Origin of the sequence: Pseudomonas sp. SWI36, assembly GCF_002948105.1 — a bacterium.
Lineage (GTDB): Bacteria > Pseudomonadota > Gammaproteobacteria > Pseudomonadales > Pseudomonadaceae > Aquipseudomonas > Aquipseudomonas alloputida.
Window position 1 is genome coordinate 3,195,073 of the sequence record NZ_CP026675.1, and the last position, 15,297, is coordinate 3,210,369.

The 15,297-nt window shown below is 60.8% G+C and carries 13 protein-coding genes; all 13 read left to right on the forward strand.

The window, feature by feature from the left end; all coding sequences use genetic code 11:
• Positions 1-23: 23 nt before the first annotated feature.
• Positions 24-3,086 (forward strand): type IV secretion system protein IcmB/DotO, encoded by a 3,063-nt coding sequence (locus C4Q27_RS15270; RefSeq protein ID WP_019438927.1) that lies wholly within the window; start codon positions 24-26, stop codon positions 3,084-3,086.
• Between the two features lie 11 nt (positions 3,087-3,097).
• Positions 3,098-6,049: a type IV secretion protein DotL gene (locus C4Q27_RS15275; protein WP_104887020.1), complete on the forward strand. Its 2,952-nt coding sequence runs from the start codon at positions 3,098-3,100 to the stop codon at positions 6,047-6,049.
• Positions 6,050-6,165: 116 nt separating this feature from the next.
• On the forward strand, positions 6,166-6,783 hold the full coding sequence (locus tag C4Q27_RS15280; RefSeq protein ID WP_014592467.1) for a hypothetical protein: 618 nt from the start codon (positions 6,166-6,168) through the stop codon (positions 6,781-6,783).
• 2 nt (positions 6,784-6,785) lie between these two features.
• Positions 6,786-7,310: a transglycosylase SLT domain-containing protein gene (locus C4Q27_RS15285; protein WP_064491229.1), complete on the forward strand. Its 525-nt coding sequence runs from the start codon at positions 6,786-6,788 to the stop codon at positions 7,308-7,310.
• Positions 7,311-7,391: 81 nt separating this feature from the next.
• Positions 7,392-7,892: a DotD/TraH family lipoprotein gene (locus tag C4Q27_RS15290; protein WP_223279199.1), complete on the forward strand. Its 501-nt coding sequence runs from the start codon at positions 7,392-7,394 to the stop codon at positions 7,890-7,892.
• Between the two features lie 14 nt (positions 7,893-7,906).
• The gene (locus tag C4Q27_RS15295) at positions 7,907-8,800 is read left to right on the forward strand and encodes a type IV secretory system conjugative DNA transfer family protein (protein WP_230855413.1); all 894 of its coding nucleotides are present in this window, start codon (positions 7,907-7,909) and stop codon (positions 8,798-8,800) included.
• On the forward strand, positions 8,797-9,996 hold the full coding sequence (locus C4Q27_RS15300; RefSeq protein ID WP_014592463.1) for an ATPase, T2SS/T4P/T4SS family: 1,200 nt from the start codon (positions 8,797-8,799) through the stop codon (positions 9,994-9,996). Before C4Q27_RS15295 ends, C4Q27_RS15300 begins: the two co-directional genes overlap by 4 nt.
• A 103-nt stretch (positions 9,997-10,099) precedes the next feature.
• Positions 10,100-10,318, forward strand: a complete 219-nt coding sequence (locus C4Q27_RS15305; protein ID WP_019438931.1) for a hypothetical protein — start codon at positions 10,100-10,102, stop codon at positions 10,316-10,318.
• Positions 10,319-10,373: 55 nt separating this feature from the next.
• Positions 10,374-11,684 carry a hypothetical protein gene (locus C4Q27_RS15310; protein WP_064491228.1) on the forward strand — a complete coding sequence of 437 codons (1,311 nt, stop codon included), beginning with the start codon at positions 10,374-10,376 and terminating at the stop codon, positions 11,682-11,684.
• Positions 11,685-11,817: 133 nt separating this feature from the next.
• Positions 11,818-12,786 (forward strand): hypothetical protein, encoded by a 969-nt coding sequence (locus C4Q27_RS15315; RefSeq protein ID WP_104887021.1) that lies wholly within the window; start codon positions 11,818-11,820, stop codon positions 12,784-12,786.
• 12 nt (positions 12,787-12,798) lie between these two features.
• Positions 12,799-13,593 (forward strand): hypothetical protein, encoded by a 795-nt coding sequence (locus C4Q27_RS15320; protein ID WP_064491226.1) that lies wholly within the window; start codon positions 12,799-12,801, stop codon positions 13,591-13,593.
• 288 nt (positions 13,594-13,881) lie between these two features.
• Positions 13,882-14,685, forward strand: coding sequence for a hypothetical protein (locus tag C4Q27_RS15325; protein WP_231114230.1), 804 nt, complete (start codon positions 13,882-13,884; stop codon positions 14,683-14,685).
• A gap of 5 nt (positions 14,686-14,690) precedes the next feature.
• A complete protein-coding gene (locus C4Q27_RS15330) occupies positions 14,691-15,263 on the forward strand; it encodes a hypothetical protein (protein ID WP_256599591.1) in 573 nt (190 codons plus the stop codon).
• The last annotated feature ends 34 nt before the right edge of the window (positions 15,264-15,297 follow it).

The window sequence follows — 15,297 nt, forward strand, 5'->3', positions numbered from 1 at the left end:
CGTTGGCAAGGGAGAACAAGGAAATGTTTAACAAACTCGAGGCGGTGATCCTGACGGTGCTGAGCCAGCTCAAGGCAGACGTGCAGGACTATTGCGACCTGGAAACGGTCGATGGCGGGCAGGCCATCGTCGCAAACGACGGTTCGCTGGCTTCCATCGTGCGCTTCAACGGCACCAAGAGCGTGCTTGGGCGCGAACAGTTCGAACGCCTGGTCAGCCTGCTGGAAGCGTCGCTCTCGGTGTACTTCAAGGTACGCGGCCACCACCTGCAGATTGTCTTCAGCCGCGACCTGGATGCGACCGCGCCGCTGGAGCAGAACGCCTTGCAGCAGGCAGCAACCGCCGAGCGGCTGAACCTCAACGTGCGGCACCTGATCAACGAAGGTGTCAGCAAGTACGCTCAGTATGTGTATGACGAAGAATGCTACCTGGTGTTCTGGTCGCGGCCCGCGCTGCTCGACCAGACCGAAAGGTCGATGGCGCGCGAGGCGCTGAACGAGTTCAGGAAGGAATCGGAGTGGCCGGCCACCGCCGAAGCGCAGAACCTGCTGCGGCCTATTTCCTACCTCAAGGACCGCCACCTTTCCTTTGTCACCAAGATTTCCGAAGACCTGACGTCCCCTGAGTTCGGTTGCTCGGCGGATGTGCTCGACGTCAGTGAAGCGATCCGCGCCATCCGTGCGAAGGTAAACCCCGACATCACGCCGCGTACCTGGAAGCCCTATATTCCGGGTAGCGCCATTCCCATGCGCTGGAAGACCAGCAAGCGCAATGGCGACATGTCGGAGTTCATGTACCCCACGCTGCCCAGCCAAATCATGGTCACTTCGGCTGAAATCGGCAGTGGCGAGCGCACCAGTCTGCTGCCGGATCCTACCAGTGTGCGGGTTGGCTCGCGCGTGTATGCGCCGTTGTTGATGTCGATTCCACCGGCAGAGCCGCAATACTTCAACACCCTGTTCAACAGCCTCAACCGCGCGGAAACGCAAGAGAACGGTGTGTCGCGCGCTTTGCCGTATTCGGTGTCGATCATGCTGTCCTCCGACGGCATGAGTGTGCTGGCCTGGAAGAGCCTGTTCGCCCAGCTGCTGTCGGTCACCTCCGAGCAGAACCGCAACATCAACCTCGCCACCAAGGAACTGCGCGAGCGCGTGCGTGACGGTGAATGCATGGTCAAGCTGCAAGTGGCCGCGATGACCTGGGCCAGCCCGGACGAAAAGGGCGTGAAGGAACTGGCGCTTCGCAAGTCGAAGCTTTGGCGCACCCTGGAAGCCTGGGGCCAGCCCGTGTTCATCGAACGTACCGGTAACCCGATGCAGGCGTTTCAGTCCAACTGTCTGGCCCTGACCACCAAGCACCTGGGCGACCCGGCCGCTGCGCCGCTGGGCGATGCCGTGGCCATGCTGCCGCTGACCCGGCCAGCTTCGCCGTTCCAGGAAGGGTCGACCATCTACCGCAGCCTGGATGGCAAGATCCTCAAGTACCAGCGTTTTTCCTCGCAGCAGACCACCTGGATCACCCTGATTGCAGGCAAGCCAGGCTCGGGCAAGTCGGTGTTGATGAACAACAACCACTTCGAATCGTGCCTGATGCCGGGCCTGACCGGGTTGCCCTACATCGGCATCACCGACATCGGTATTTCTTCGTCCGGTTTCTGCGACCTGGTGCGCGACAACCTGCCACCACGGCTGCATCACCTGGTGGTGTACAAACGTTTGCAGAACGCTCGCAAGGACTGCATCAACCCACTGGACACTCCGCTTGGCCAGCGTTACCCACTGCCGAAGGACCGCGAGTTCAACAAGAACTTTCTCACTATCCTGGTGACGCCGCCCGAACGCGAAAAGCCCTATGAAGGGATGAGCAACTTCGTCGGCCGCATGGTTGACCTGGCCTACCGGCGCAAGGACGACAAGATCGAGAGGGCCAGCCCGGAAACCTACAAGCCCGGGCACAACGACGTGGTCGACGGCGCCGTGGCGGCGCTGGGCTTCCGCATTCTGCCGGCCACCACCTACTGGGAACTGGTCGATGCAATGTTCGATGCCGGCATGGTGTACGAAGCGGAAGTCACCCAGCGCTATGCGGTGCCTACCCTCAACGACCTGGTGGCGGTGGCATCCACCGAAGAGGTGCGTGCCGAGTACGAAGGCTCCGGTGAGGTAGGGCGCAGCCTGGTCGATGCGTTCATTCTCGGCATTCGCGAGGCGGTCGGCGACTTCCCGGTGTTCGCCGACCACACCCGTTTCGACGTCGGCAGTGCCCGCATCGTTGCCCTCGATCTGCAGGACGTGGCGCTGCAGGGCTCTGCTTCGGCGAAGAAGCAGACTGCCTTGATGTACATGATCGCCCGCCAGTGTTTCATGAAGAAGGTGGCATTCTCGAAGGAGGACTTCCCGTTCTTCACCGAGAAGTACCTGCCGTTCTACGAGCGCCTGGTGGCCGACCTGGTGGATGAATACAAGGTCATGTGCATGGACGAATTCCACAAGACCGGTGGCCACGTGGGCTTGCAGGAGCAGATGCAGACCGATGGCCGCGAGGCCCGTAAGTGGAACATGGAGATCATTCTGGCTTCGCAGTTGATGGAAGACTTCGGCCAGCTGACCAAGATCGCCACGGCCACCTTCATCCTCGACTCGGGCACCAAGGAAACCCGCGACTGGTTGCGGAAGAACATCGGCCTGTCTGACACCGAAGAGCATGCGCTGGTCAACTTCGTGCACGGTGCGAACAAGCATGGCTGTACCTTCCTGGCCCGCTTCGAGACCAAGAATGCCACCTACAGCCAGCTGTTCACCATGTCTGCCGGGCCGATGCGCCTGTGGGCACTGACCACGACCGCCGAGGACCGCAAGCTGCGCACCATGCTCTACGAGCACATGCCGCGCCCCGATGCGCTGGCCCTGCTGGCCCGGCGCTTCCCGTCAGGGGGGTGCAAAGACATGGTCGAACGCTTGAAGCGAGAGACGTTCAAGGACGTCGAGTTCGTCGATGACGACATGGAGCAGTCGGTGATCGCGCGGATCGCCAAAGACCTGGTGGCTGACTACATCAGCGCCAGTGCATTCGAAGACGTAGTGTGAGGGAGTGACAGATGGCTCAGTACAAGGGCGCATCCCGTCAGCATGAAATCAGCAGCAGCCGCAGGCGCAAGGATACCCGCCTGGCCGGGCAGCGCTTCAGTGATTTCTTCCAGTCGGCCGACGGCGCGGTTTTCGGAACCTTCGCGCTACCGGTCCTGGCGCTGATTTCGATCAAGGTGCCCTTTTCCGGTGAGCTGCTGTTGCTGCTGGCCTGGGCGTTCAAGCGCAAGTTCGTCGACGTCGACAATCGCACGTTCGATTTCCCTTATCGGGTGCCTAAGCTGGCGGACGTCAATGACGGCTCGTACAAGGGCAAGAAGAAAGGTGAGGGCGTGACTCTCTTCGGCAATGACCTGGAGAGCAAAGAGCAGATCTACGCCGGCGACAGTGACCTACGCACCCACCAGTTGGTGCTGGGCACCACTGGCTCCGGTAAGCCGCAGCCCAAGCATGCCAAGGTGCTGACTCCGGGCGGCTGGGTGGAAATGGGCCGCATCCGGGTCGGCGACAACGTGTGCACGCCCGATGGCAAGCAGGCTGCGGTGCTGCGGGTGATTGAGCAGGGCATCCAGCCGATCTGGACCGTGGCCACGCGTGACGGGCGCCGGGCGCAAGCCACGGGTGACCACCTGTGGCGGGTGCTTACCCGCGGGCAGGATGGCAGCGAAGAAGCCCATACCGTGACCACCGACGCCATTCGCGAGTTGATGGGGCGCGGCATCGTGGTGATGCTGCCCAAGGTGCGCAAGAAGCGCGGCTCGGCCAAGTTCAATGGCTGGGGCGAGGTGTGGAAAGTGACGGCTGCCGGCCAGGCACCTTGCCAGTGCATCGAGATCGATCACCCGCATCACCTCTACATCACTGACGACAGCCTGGTCACCCATAACACCGAGCTGTTGCTCGGCATCGTCTTCAACGCCTTGGTGCAGAACACTGGTTTCATCTACGTCGACGGCAAGGGTGACCCCAAGCTGCAGAAGGAAATCTTCCGCCTGTCGCGCTACCTGGGCCGCGAAGATGACCTGCTGATCATCAACTTCATCACCTCTGGCCGCGACTTCGTCGAGAAGCAAGTCGACAAGGTGACCAACAACATGAACATGATGGGCAACACCTCGTCGGGCATGTTGATCGAGCTGATTGTGTCGCTAATGGATGATTCCGGCGGCGGCGGTGACATGTGGAAGGGGCGGGCGATCATGTTCGTGGCAGCCCTGACGCGGCCGCTGACCTACCTGCGGGACAAGGGGCACATCAACCTGTCGCCCGAGAAGTACCTGGAATATTTCGAGCTGAACGTCATCGAAGATCTGGTGTGGGAGCACGGCGGCAAGTACGGTGAGATGTTCGACGTCATCGTCGCCCCGCTGCGCTCGTACCTGCTAACGCTGCCAGGCTACCAGAAGGCGAAGTTCAAGAAGCAGGAAACCAAGACCCTGGAGCAGCACGGCTACATCGTCATGCAGCTGGGACGGATCTTCAACGACCTGACCTTCAACTACGGCCATATCTTCAAGACCCGCGTCGGTGACGTGGACTTCTATGATGTGGTGATCAACCGCCGCTTGCTGGTGGTGCTGCTGCCGGCGCTGGAGCGTGCACCGGACAGCATGCGCATGCTTGGCAAGATGATTGTAGGCAGCATCAAGCAGATGATGGCCGGCTGCCTGGGCAACCGGGTCGAAGGGGTAGTGCGCGAAATCATCGACAGCCGGCCGACCGGCTCGAAGTTCCCGTTCTATACCATTCTCGACGAATATGGCTATTACGCCGTGGTCGGCTTTGCCGTGGCCCCGGCCCAAGCGCGTAGCCTGGGCTTCAGTGTCACCTTCGCGGCGCAGGACTTTTCCTCGCTGAAGAAATCCAGCGCCGAAGAAGCGGATGCCACCTGGGAAAACACCAACATTCGCGCCGTTGGCCGCCTGACCTCGGGCACCGAATCGGAAACCTGGCGGCGCGTGCAGGGTGCGGCGGCCGAGTCTTCGCAAGCCATGCTGGGCAACTTCGAACGTGTTGCGGGCAACGAAAAATTGCGGCAGTCGGACAACATTGCCATCGAGCAGCGCAGCCGGTTGAACTACGACGACGTCGCCATGCAGGAGAACGGCGAGTTCACCTTCCTGATCGGCAAGAAATCGCAAAATGGCAAGACCGGTGGCGTGGCGCTTATTCGCGGCCTGGGCTTCTACACGGCCGGCCCGGCGCCGAAGGAAATGCGCATCAACGATTTCATTCCGGTCGAGCCGCCTGAGCCTTCGGACCTGCCGCAGAACCGGCAGTCGCGCCAGGCATTCGTCGACAGCCTGAAGGATGGCTCTTTCGCCAAACGGGTACGCGCGGTAGTGAAGGGTGACCCAACTCTTGCCCGCATGCACAGTGTGTTCGAGCATAACTATGCCGACCCTGACCGGCCTTTGCTGGGCCGGTTGGACACCTCACTCGGCGTGCTTGGGGCGTATTTGTCCGGCGACCTGAAGAAGCCGGCTCCAGCAGCACCACTGGCAGAAAAACCGGCGCCGCAGGCCCCCGCCGATGTGCCGGATGCGGTCATGGTTACAGCAGCTCCAGTGCCCGCACCACAAATTGACCCCATGAGCCCGGAGGGGATTCAGGCAAGCATCCTCGCCGTTGCCGACCTTTTGGCCGTGACGCCAGTGACGCCTGCCATTGCACCGGTTGACGAGCAGGAACTGGACGATGAATGGGCGCGTGAGCTGGCCATGGTCGTGCCTCAGCAGATGCTCGACATGCAGCTGATGGCCAGCGGCGAAGGCTTTGCATCGCTGTCGGACAAGTGGGCCGCACAAGAGCGGATCGAGCAAACCTGCGCAGAAATTGCCCGGCAAACGGACTACAGCGTTACCCCTGAGCCCGCTGCTCAGGGTGTGGCCGGCATGCGCGAGCGGCTGAATGACCTGCAGGCCAAGTGCCGCCTGATGATGAAAGAGCAGCCGCCCAAGTAAGACCGGGCGTCAGAGCCCTAGATCGGCGTGTGATTCTATTTTTTGTCATAAATTGACGACGATAGATATCTGACAGATAATCAGAAACAAGAATTTTTGCATGCTAAGGTGAGGCGATGGGGTTGTTCAGTTCAGGGAAGAAAGCTGCGAAGTTCGCGTTCATCACCATGCCGATGGCGGTGCTTGGCGTGAATCAGCTGCGCATGGGCAACCAGCACATCAAGGCACTCTGGCGTTCCAACTTCAGCCCAGCGTGCCCCGAGTGCGAGCGGGGTGTGCTGCTAAAGACGGAAGGTGACCATCAGGAGTTCGAGCAGGGGCCGAAAGGCAAGATGCGTGTGCTGCACAGCTGGGGTTGCAACAACTGCGGCTTCGCCTTGCTTGAAGAGGATGACGTCAAGAAGGTCAAGGAGCATGCCGCGCGCTACCGCAACGAGCGAGTCAAGGCGCAGTTGACCACCATCGAACGTGACGAGATCGACCGGATTGCCCGTAGCCACCGCTTGCACTCCAGGGCGTTCTTCATTGCCAGCGCTGCTGCGATTGCCGGGTTCATCTACATGCTCGCGACCGGCGCGGGCATTCTGATCGCCCTCAACTGGCTGTCGATCGGCTTCGCGCTGTGGGTATTCGGCATGAAGAAGTCCTATCGTAGCTGGCAGGTCTCGACCGGGCAGCTGTTCGTCGAGGGCGCGTTCTGGTTCTGGTTCCAGCACCAGAAATGGATCATCTGACCATGATGCGCAAACGGCCCCAGTGGCTGTTCATCGCCCTGATGTGCTGCGCCATGCAGGCATTGGCCGATGACTTCTATGCCGTGCGGCCTGCGGATATCGACTGCGTCGTGCAGGCCGCCCAGCGCCAGGGTGTGCCGGCCAACGTGCTGTTGGCCATCTCCAGCAAGGAAAGCGGCAAGAACGGCCAAAGCGTGTCGAACCGCAATGGCACCTTCGACCTTGGCCACTTCCAGATCAATACCACCCACTGGGGCCCGAAAGGCGTGTTTGCCGCATACCCGGCGATCACCAAGTCCGATGTTGCCTGGCGCGGTTGTTACAACGCGGAGTTGGCGGCATGGCTGCTGCGCCAGAAGCTGGACGAGAACAACGGCCAGGACTTCTGGACCCGCGCCGCCAATTACCACTCGCGTACCCGCAAATTCAACGACATCTACAAGAAAGACCTGATCCCGCTGGCGGTGAAATGGGGCAAGTACCTCGAGCGGCAGCGCCACGCCAGGCTGGTGGTCAGCTACCAGTAACGCAGGTCGCCGCAGAATGCCAAGGCTTCTGGGCAAGGGTTACCCCGGGTCGATGAACAAGACAACTTCAGGAGTTTTTACATGAAAGGAATACGCATGGGTGCACGCGCCTGCAAGGCTGGCGGTGTGCTGGTGGCACTGGTTGCGCTGGGTGGTTGTGCCAGCTCTGCCAAGCCTACTACCGAAGACACCGAGGCGTTTGCCAGCCGGATCATCGCCGACAAGGTGTCGGTAGCGGTCAATTCTCAGCACACCTACGTTTCGCGGCTGAACGCCGACCGTGTGCAAGCTGCTTCGCGGCAGGCTGCAGTAGACACCGACCAGGTCGACATCGACTTCATTGGCAAGCCTCAGGAGCTTCTGCAGACCTTCGCCAGCCGTTATGGCTACGCCTATGTCGAGAGCGGCAAGCGCGTCGATCTCAAGCCCATCAACGTGTGGGTGCGCAAGGCAACGCCGATCAATGTGCTGAAGGATGTGGGTGCACAGATCGATACCGGTGCCGATGTGGTGCTGGACAAGAGCACCAACACGCTGCGCTTGATCTACAAGCCGGTACCGCTGGCGCTGGGGAGGGGCTGAACATGGCGATGGACATGCCTCCGATGACCCTCGAGGACGCCGAGCGCCTCTATGACAAACCCGCCTACGTGCAGCAGCAGAGTGACGCCGGCGATGCCAGGTCGGCTATCGAGGCCATGCGTGACGAGAAGAACCAGGCATCGGCCGCGCGCGGCGAAGCCATTCTCGATGCGGCATTGCAGGTGGGGGTGAAGGCTGGCCTGGCGTGGCAGCTGACCAACATCAACAAAGCCCTGAAGCTGCGCGAGCGTGAGTTCGACACCGTCTATGACTTCAGTAGCCTGATGATCCAGGATCGCGTCGTGCCGCCGGTCATCACCGAAGCGCGCCACCTGTACAACCAGGATGGCGACTACACGCTGCGCCTGTCGGGGGCGGCCTACAAGATCGAGTCGCAGGCACGCTTTTCCTCCGTGCCGCCCAGCTGGCGCGAATACCTGAACTTCCCGCCGCCCACCTTCGACCGCACCTCGTTGGTTTCGGCGCTGGTGCCGCGTTCCGACGAGGAAGAGCGGGTGTGGAAACTGGCCGTGCGCGAGGGCTGGCAACAAGGTGTCGAGCAGGCCAACCTGATGCTGACCTACGGCTTCGACCGGATGAACCGCGATATCGATGGTATGCGCCGTTTCAATGAGTTTGCCCGTCATGGCCAGGTCACCATGCCGATCATCTCCGGTGCGGAGATCCCGGTTACCCGGGAAGGGCGGTCGATGGCGGTGGACGAAACCCTGCTGCGCATCACCGCCTTGCCCGAGTTCAACGAAAACATGAACGTGTGGCGCAGTTCGATCGCTACTTCGACCATTGCCAACCCTCCACGCCGTGCGCCGGTAACCGGCGCTGGCAGCCCGGCGTCATCGCCTGCTGCAGCCCGACAGCCCGCGGGCGTTGAAGGCGGGCGGCAATGAAGCAGGACTTCCACGACGACGTGATGATGCTGGAACCAGGTGCGATGATCGAGCGCCTGGAGCGCCTGACCAGTTACGAAGACCCGTTTCGTTTCGATCGCGCCGACCAGTTCAAGGCCATGATGCTGGAAACCCTGACCCATGGCGTCAGCGACATTTTCATCCAGCCCGCATTGCCGGTGGTGGTGAAGAAATATGGGCGGATGTATGCGGTCACCCGGCGTGCGCTGGATGTCGGGGAAGTCAACGAACTGCTGAAGATGGCGGCCAATCGGGACACCGCCACCACCGATATCGTCTCCGGCACGGCGGTCAACGAGCGTTACGAGTTGTTCGACCCGGAGCGCAAGGATGCCCGCGGTGCGCGCCTGCGTTATGCCTACCGGGTAAACGCCTCGCCCATCGCCTGCCATGGCGACACCTCGTGCCAGATTGTCATCCGGGCCATCCCCGATGACCCGCCACGCATCCAGGACGTGGGCCTGAGCGAGGAAATCGTCAGAATGGCCACGCCGCGTGATGGCATCGTCTATGTGGCCGGTGCCACCGGCCATGGCAAGACCACCACCTTTGCCGCCATCAACCGCTTCATCCTGGAAAACGACACGCCGATCAAGGGCAACCTGATCAGCCATGAAGAACCGATCGAATTCACCTACGACAAGGTCCAGAGCAAGCATTCGATCTTCGTGCAGTCGCAGATCCCCACGCACTTCAAAGACTTTTACCGGGCAAACCGCGAGGCCATGCGACGTGCGCCTGGCCTGTGCGTGATTGGCGAGTTGCGCGACCAGGAGACCATTCGCGCGGCGGTGGAGCTGTCGCTGACGGGGCACCCGGTGTTTGGCACGGTGCACGCCAAGGATGTGGCGGCGATCATGCGCCGGATGATTTCCCGCTTTCCGGAGCAGGAGCGTGCCACCGCCATCTACGACCTCGTCGATACCAGCCGCTTCATGATGGCGCAGAAGCTTGTGCCGACGGTGGATGGCAAACGCACCGCTGCGCGATCGTGGCTGAGATTTACCGAGCAGGTGCGCGACACCTTGATGGACCTGACCGACATGGGCCGGGTAACCCAGCGGGTTGCCGAGTTCGTGCGTGAAGAAGGGCATACCTTTGCTGCCGAGGCGGATCGCCTGCTGGCCGCAGGCCTGATCAGCGAGGCGACTGCCCGCGACCTGCGCCACGGCTGAGGTGCGGGCTGCCCATTAATGCTGACTGCAACGAGTTTACGGAGAAGTTATGGCAACAGGACGGTATCACTGGAGCAGATGCGCTCCCCCCGCACGTTTTTTCGTGATCAACGCAAGTGCCGCCTTGCCGTGGTTGATGTTGCTGCTGGTGCCGGCGCTGTGGAAGTTTCTGCTGCCACTGGCGCTGTGCATGACGATTGCCCTGGTCTACATCGAGGTGGTGAAGAAAATGACTGTGCGGGCGGTTTGCCGCCGAGCCGCAGTGTTCATGGTGGGGCGAGTGCGTACCACGCACAATTTGCTCAAGGAACTGGCCAGGTAGTTGGCAAGACAGACATGACCGGCAGAGTCTTTGTGGCGGCCAGAGGAGGCGTTGAATGAAGCAACAGGGAGGTGGGCAGAAGAGCTTTACCTGGGATGACCCCGCCATTTTGCTCGGGATCATGGCAGTGCTTTACCTCGGGGGGTGGGGTGCCTGGTACTTCGCTCACGACAAGATTGCCAAGGTGTACACCTACATTCGCTACGTCGAGCTGTGGTTGCCAAGTGTGCTGGGTGACTTTGCCGCGCTGCCAGGTATTGCCTCGATCAACCAGTGGGTCGGGCGCATGTGTGCGCCGGAAGGCATCATCGGTGCCTGTCAGCGAGATTTTTCCAGCGTGGCGTGGGGTGAAATCACTTCGTCGTCGCTGCTCATGAATGGTTTTTTCCTGCTGTTGATGGTGATCCTGTCGGTACGCATGTTTCTGCGTATCAACAAGACCCACCCCAAGCTCAGGTTCACCAAGACGCACAATATCAAGAGCTTTGTGCAAGAGAACAAGGCGCAGTACCCGCACCTGCGCATGTTCGCCGAGCTCGACCTGATCGCCCAGCCGCTGGACCACCCAGTGTTCGGCATGTCGCAGACCTCCCGCCAGTTTGCCTACCGGCACTTGCTGATCAGTGGTTGGCAGGAGCAATCGGATCGCAGCTGGGCACCAACCCTGGATCGCGAGAAAACCACCGAGGTGATGCGTCGCCAGTTGGGCCAGCACTGGACCCGGGTTGCCAATCTGACGCCGGCAGAAACACTGCTGGTGGCGATAGCGTTGCCGCGGGTGGTCGCCACTGATACGGCGCTGGATGACAATGCCTTCAAGGCGGCAATGGCCGACAGCGACTACATGGTTGCCTGGTGCTGGGATCAGTTCAAGGCACCTGCCGGCAAGGCCGAGCAGCAGGGCGACCCTTATGCCTGGCTGAAGCCCGAAGTGCCGCTGGAAGAGCCTCGGGCGATCATCCAGAAGTACATCAAGCACCCCAATGCCAGTGCGATCCTGCACGCGCACGCATTCGTCCGCACCATCATCTTTGCCATGTTCTTCCAGGCGCGCCGCCTGGGTGTGCTGCCACCCGCAGAAATGCGCTGGATGCGTTTCTTCGACCGTGACATGTGGTATGCCCTGCAGACGATCGGGCGTCAAGCCGGGTTCCCGGAAGCGCCGGGGATCCTGTCGCATTTCCTGTATGAGTGCAAAGCGGGGATGTCACTGGCGGAGCCCCAGCTGGACAAGGCGGTCAACGGTCTTGAGCTGGCGATGTCGGCGTACAAGTATTCCGAAGCCGACAAGAAGCGCTATGAGGCCCTGCAGCAGGAGAGGTATGCCGCGGCACAAGGGGCAGCGCTCGATGAAGGGGCTGCCTGAAGCGCAGTCTTGAAGGTTTGGATAAAAGCAAATGGCCATCTATGTAGATGGCCTTTTTTTGTTTTTTTGGTGCCTTTTTTTGCTTTTTTGTTAGAATACGGTCGTATTGGATTCTTAATAGGGACATCGAGCCATGAAGGGTGTGATTGCAAGAACTGTCGCCGTGCTGGCGGCGCTTGCGGCGGGTATTTCCGTCGCCCATGCCGCCCCGGCACAACCGGCGGACCTCTCTGCCTTCATCACCGCTCAAGGTGCCGCACAGGTTAACCCTGCCCAGCAGGAGCTTGATGACCTGGCCGCGCAACGGGTGTCGCGCTATGGGCGTATCGTCAGCGCCCGACCGGTCGGCCTCGGCGGGTTGACCGCCTGGACCGTTGAGAAGAACGGCCATCAAGTGGTGCTTTTCAGTACACCGGACTCTGCGGTGCTGTTCACCGGCGTGGCCTGGAATGCCGAAACGGGCAGCAATATCTCCGATGCCTTCCTGCCTGGCGTTGCCCAGGCCATCGTCGCACCGCCTGTTACTGCCCCGGTCGCGGCCGCGCCAGCTGCGCCGCAGATGTCACCCGTTGAGGCGCCGAATGTGCGCGAAGCTGCAGCCATGGACGGCACCTTCAAAGGCGCGATCCCGGAGTCGATGAAAACCGTCGACTCCCTGGCAGGCATCAAGGAGGGCAAGGGCGGCATCGGCGATACCGTCTACATCATCATCGACCCGCGTTGCCCGTACTGCCGCGAAGCCTACAACCTGACAAGGGCCTACGCAGCAAAGGGCCATTCGATCAAGTGGATCCCGTCTGCAGCACTGGGTAACCCGGCGGATGGCGTGCCGTTGGCCGCCACCATCCTGCAGACCAAGGACCAGAAGATGCTGGCGCGGGTACTGGGCAACCACGAACAGGTCCGCTCCGAGCCATCGCCGGAAACCGTCGAGCAGCTAAGCACCAACCTGGCGTTTCTGTTCGCCGCATTCGAACACAACGGCAAGGAACAGGCGGGTGTGCCGGCTGCATTCTTCATCGATCACCGTACAGGGAAGCCAAGGATGATGACCGGCCTTTCACAGGCGGTCGTGCTTGAAGACATCTTTGGAAAACTTTAAGGAGCAAAGTACATGAAAGCCAAAGCGCCGAACTTCGAGTTCGACCCGAGTATCCGCCTCTTCGGTTCGGGCGAGCACCTGCTGGTGGTGTTCGACAGCCAATGCCCCAATGACGCACAGCGGGCGACCCGTACCGTGCGTATCGCCAGGGCCTTCCAGCAGCTGTCGCTGGTAGTGGCCGGCTTCGACGCGGCCGAAGACGATGGCCATCAGCGGGTGCTCAGCGGCAGCGTCAGCCTGGCGATCGAGGGCGATGCCGGGGTGCAGGCCAGTCACGAACTGGCGGCCCTGCAGCTGGTGTTCCATGCCGAGGCAGACCGCAAGGGTGCGCTTACCCATATCGAGCCTGCGCTGGTTGCCTACAAGGTGCGCCAGGCCCTTTCGGAATGCCTGAACGAGGCCCTGAACGACTACTTCCAGCGCGAAGAAGCGCAAAGGACGGCAGTGCCTGCAGAGGCCCTGCGCCCGGCTCCTGTGACTGCCCCGCAGTACCAGGGCGCAGCACCACAGCCTTCGCGCAAGGCCCTGCGCGAGCAGGCCGCAAGCAATGCCGAGCGCCAGGCCAGGTCGCGCCGGCGCAAGACCGCAATGGCCTGGCTGGTGCCGCCTTTGGTGGTAATTGCGGTGATGGCGACCATGTCTCATCTTGCTTCCTCCCAGTCGCCGATTGAAAATGCTGTCGCGCAGCAGATGGCGAACGACCCGGAGTCGATCAAGGCGCAGGTGGAATTGACCAAGCAGACCCTGCAGTCAATGGGGCTTGATCCAGGTCAGGGTGGTGACATTGGGTGCCTGGCGCCGCAATGATTGCCATTGCTTCCTGCTCCATGGATGGGGTATGCCTTTCGCTGGTTTGCGGGCGCTTAGAATGGCGGGGAGCCCTCTCGCGTCGCCCGAATGCTGCCTTGTGGTGCCGAAGGAGGATCTTTTCCAGGATTGGAGAATGAGAGCGGGCCCGGCCTACGAAGCTTGGTGCTGCTGTTCTGCTTGAGCGGAGTGTGTATGCCTGCGCAGGCACTTTAAGACTATTTTGGATTGGAAATCTTAGGTACGTATATGCGACCAGCGAATGAAGTTAAAGACGGGGCCAAGTTATTGTCCCTTGCCCAGGGCCTGAGGTCGCTGCTGGTCCCCTCGCCAGATGTACTGGCCGACACTGTCAAGGAGTTGTACCCGTTGGTCAACCTGTCCGACAAGGTGCTGCCTTTGAAGTCGTATTTCAACATGGTTCAGGACATCCAGCGGGCCAAGCATACCCAGGCCGCGATGCGCGCTGCCGACGAGCCGCTTAGTCGCGAGGCTATTCAGCAGGGTGTGTCGCGCAAGCTCTGTACCGAAGACATCTTCATGGTTGCCTGTTCGTTCCTGGAAGTGGAAATCGCCAAGCAAGGCTCGGTGTACTACCTGAGCGGCGAATCACCCGATTTCAAGGAAACCAAGAAGAACCGAAACCCGCTCGACTTGTCCGATGAGGTTGTACTGAAGAACCTCTCCAGTGGCCTGGCGCGCCCGGACACCGATCGCGGGGCTGTAGAGCGGGGGCAGATCGACAGCGGGTTCAACCACCTGGTGCGGCTGAACCAGTTGCATAACCTGATGGTGGAGTCTGTGCGGCTGATGAAGGCGGACGAGCGACTGACCAAGGTCGACATCCGCAAGAAATTCAACATTTCGCACACGGACTACGAGCGCATGATGTCGATGGCGCGGCGTTCCGGGCTGATTTCGTTCCGCAACCGCAAAAAGGACCCGTCCAACTCCTACACCTTGCGCAATGACAACCATGAGCGGGTGTCGGAGCACGCCAAGAATTTTGGCCACACGCCGCAGAAGATGTTGAACAAGATTCTGGATGACTTCTTCGCAATGCTGGAAAAACGCAAAAAGCACGAGGACTGATTTACATGGGGATCCAGGGCCATAAGGACTTCGGGCCGGCAATAAGTGCAGAGGAGCGGGCCCGTGTAGCGCGGGCGGCCAGGCAGGTGGTGGCGTATGCCAACTTTCTGCGCTGGACGGCGAACTTCAAGCGGGACGAAGTGCTGCGCCATCCTGAACACGACCGCGTGATACTGCTCTCGCCCATGCAAAGTGGGCGTTTCAGCTTTGCCCTGGAAGGCGACACCTTGTATGTGGGCGTCCAGCCATTCGAGGCTGCCTGGGCTTCGTGCATGCCTTTCGAGGCTGCCTACGTCTCTGACCGGCTGTACCTGTCTGTCGAGGGCGTGAACTTCATGGATTCGCGCATGCCACCGCTGGCGCTGGGCATATTCGTCGACGAGGGTGAAAAGCGTGCGCGAATGGCCGCTGCTCGTTTCGTCCAGCTCATCCAGGTGTCGGTGTGTGACGGCTACGTGGTCGAGGTGGGCGAGCCGTGTGGCGATCCTGTCGAGATGCGCCTGGGTGACGTGGTGCGCCAGCTCCGCGAGACCCGTCAAGCGAAGGTGCAGCAGCAAGACATGGGGCGGTTCTTCTGATGCGCTCAAGCAGACTTTACAAGTAAGGATACGT

Bases quoted from the DNA above. Each gene is read 5' to 3' on its own strand.
- C4Q27_RS15295 (WP_230855413.1), top strand. From the start codon at position 7,907: ATGCCTCCGATGACCCTCGAGGACGCCGAGCGCCTCTATGACAAACCC.
- C4Q27_RS15275 (WP_104887020.1), top strand. From the start codon at position 3,098: ATGGCTCAGTACAAGGGCGCATCCCGTCAGCATGAAATCAGCAGCAGC.
- C4Q27_RS15300 (WP_014592463.1), top strand. From the start codon at position 8,797: ATGAAGCAGGACTTCCACGACGACGTGATGATGCTGGAACCAGGTGCG.
- C4Q27_RS15310 (WP_064491228.1), top strand. From the start codon at position 10,374: ATGAAGCAACAGGGAGGTGGGCAGAAGAGCTTTACCTGGGATGACCCC.
- C4Q27_RS15315 (WP_104887021.1), top strand. From the start codon at position 11,818: ATGAAGGGTGTGATTGCAAGAACTGTCGCCGTGCTGGCGGCGCTTGCG.
- C4Q27_RS15290 (WP_223279199.1), top strand. From the start codon at position 7,392: ATGAAAGGAATACGCATGGGTGCACGCGCCTGCAAGGCTGGCGGTGTG.
- C4Q27_RS15285 (WP_064491229.1), top strand. From the start codon at position 6,786: ATGATGCGCAAACGGCCCCAGTGGCTGTTCATCGCCCTGATGTGCTGC.
- C4Q27_RS15320 (WP_064491226.1), top strand. From the start codon at position 12,799: ATGAAAGCCAAAGCGCCGAACTTCGAGTTCGACCCGAGTATCCGCCTC.
- C4Q27_RS15280 (WP_014592467.1), top strand. From the start codon at position 6,166: ATGGGGTTGTTCAGTTCAGGGAAGAAAGCTGCGAAGTTCGCGTTCATC.
- C4Q27_RS15330 (WP_256599591.1), top strand. From the start codon at position 14,691: ATGGGGATCCAGGGCCATAAGGACTTCGGGCCGGCAATAAGTGCAGAG.
- C4Q27_RS15270 (WP_019438927.1), top strand. From the start codon at position 24: ATGTTTAACAAACTCGAGGCGGTGATCCTGACGGTGCTGAGCCAGCTC.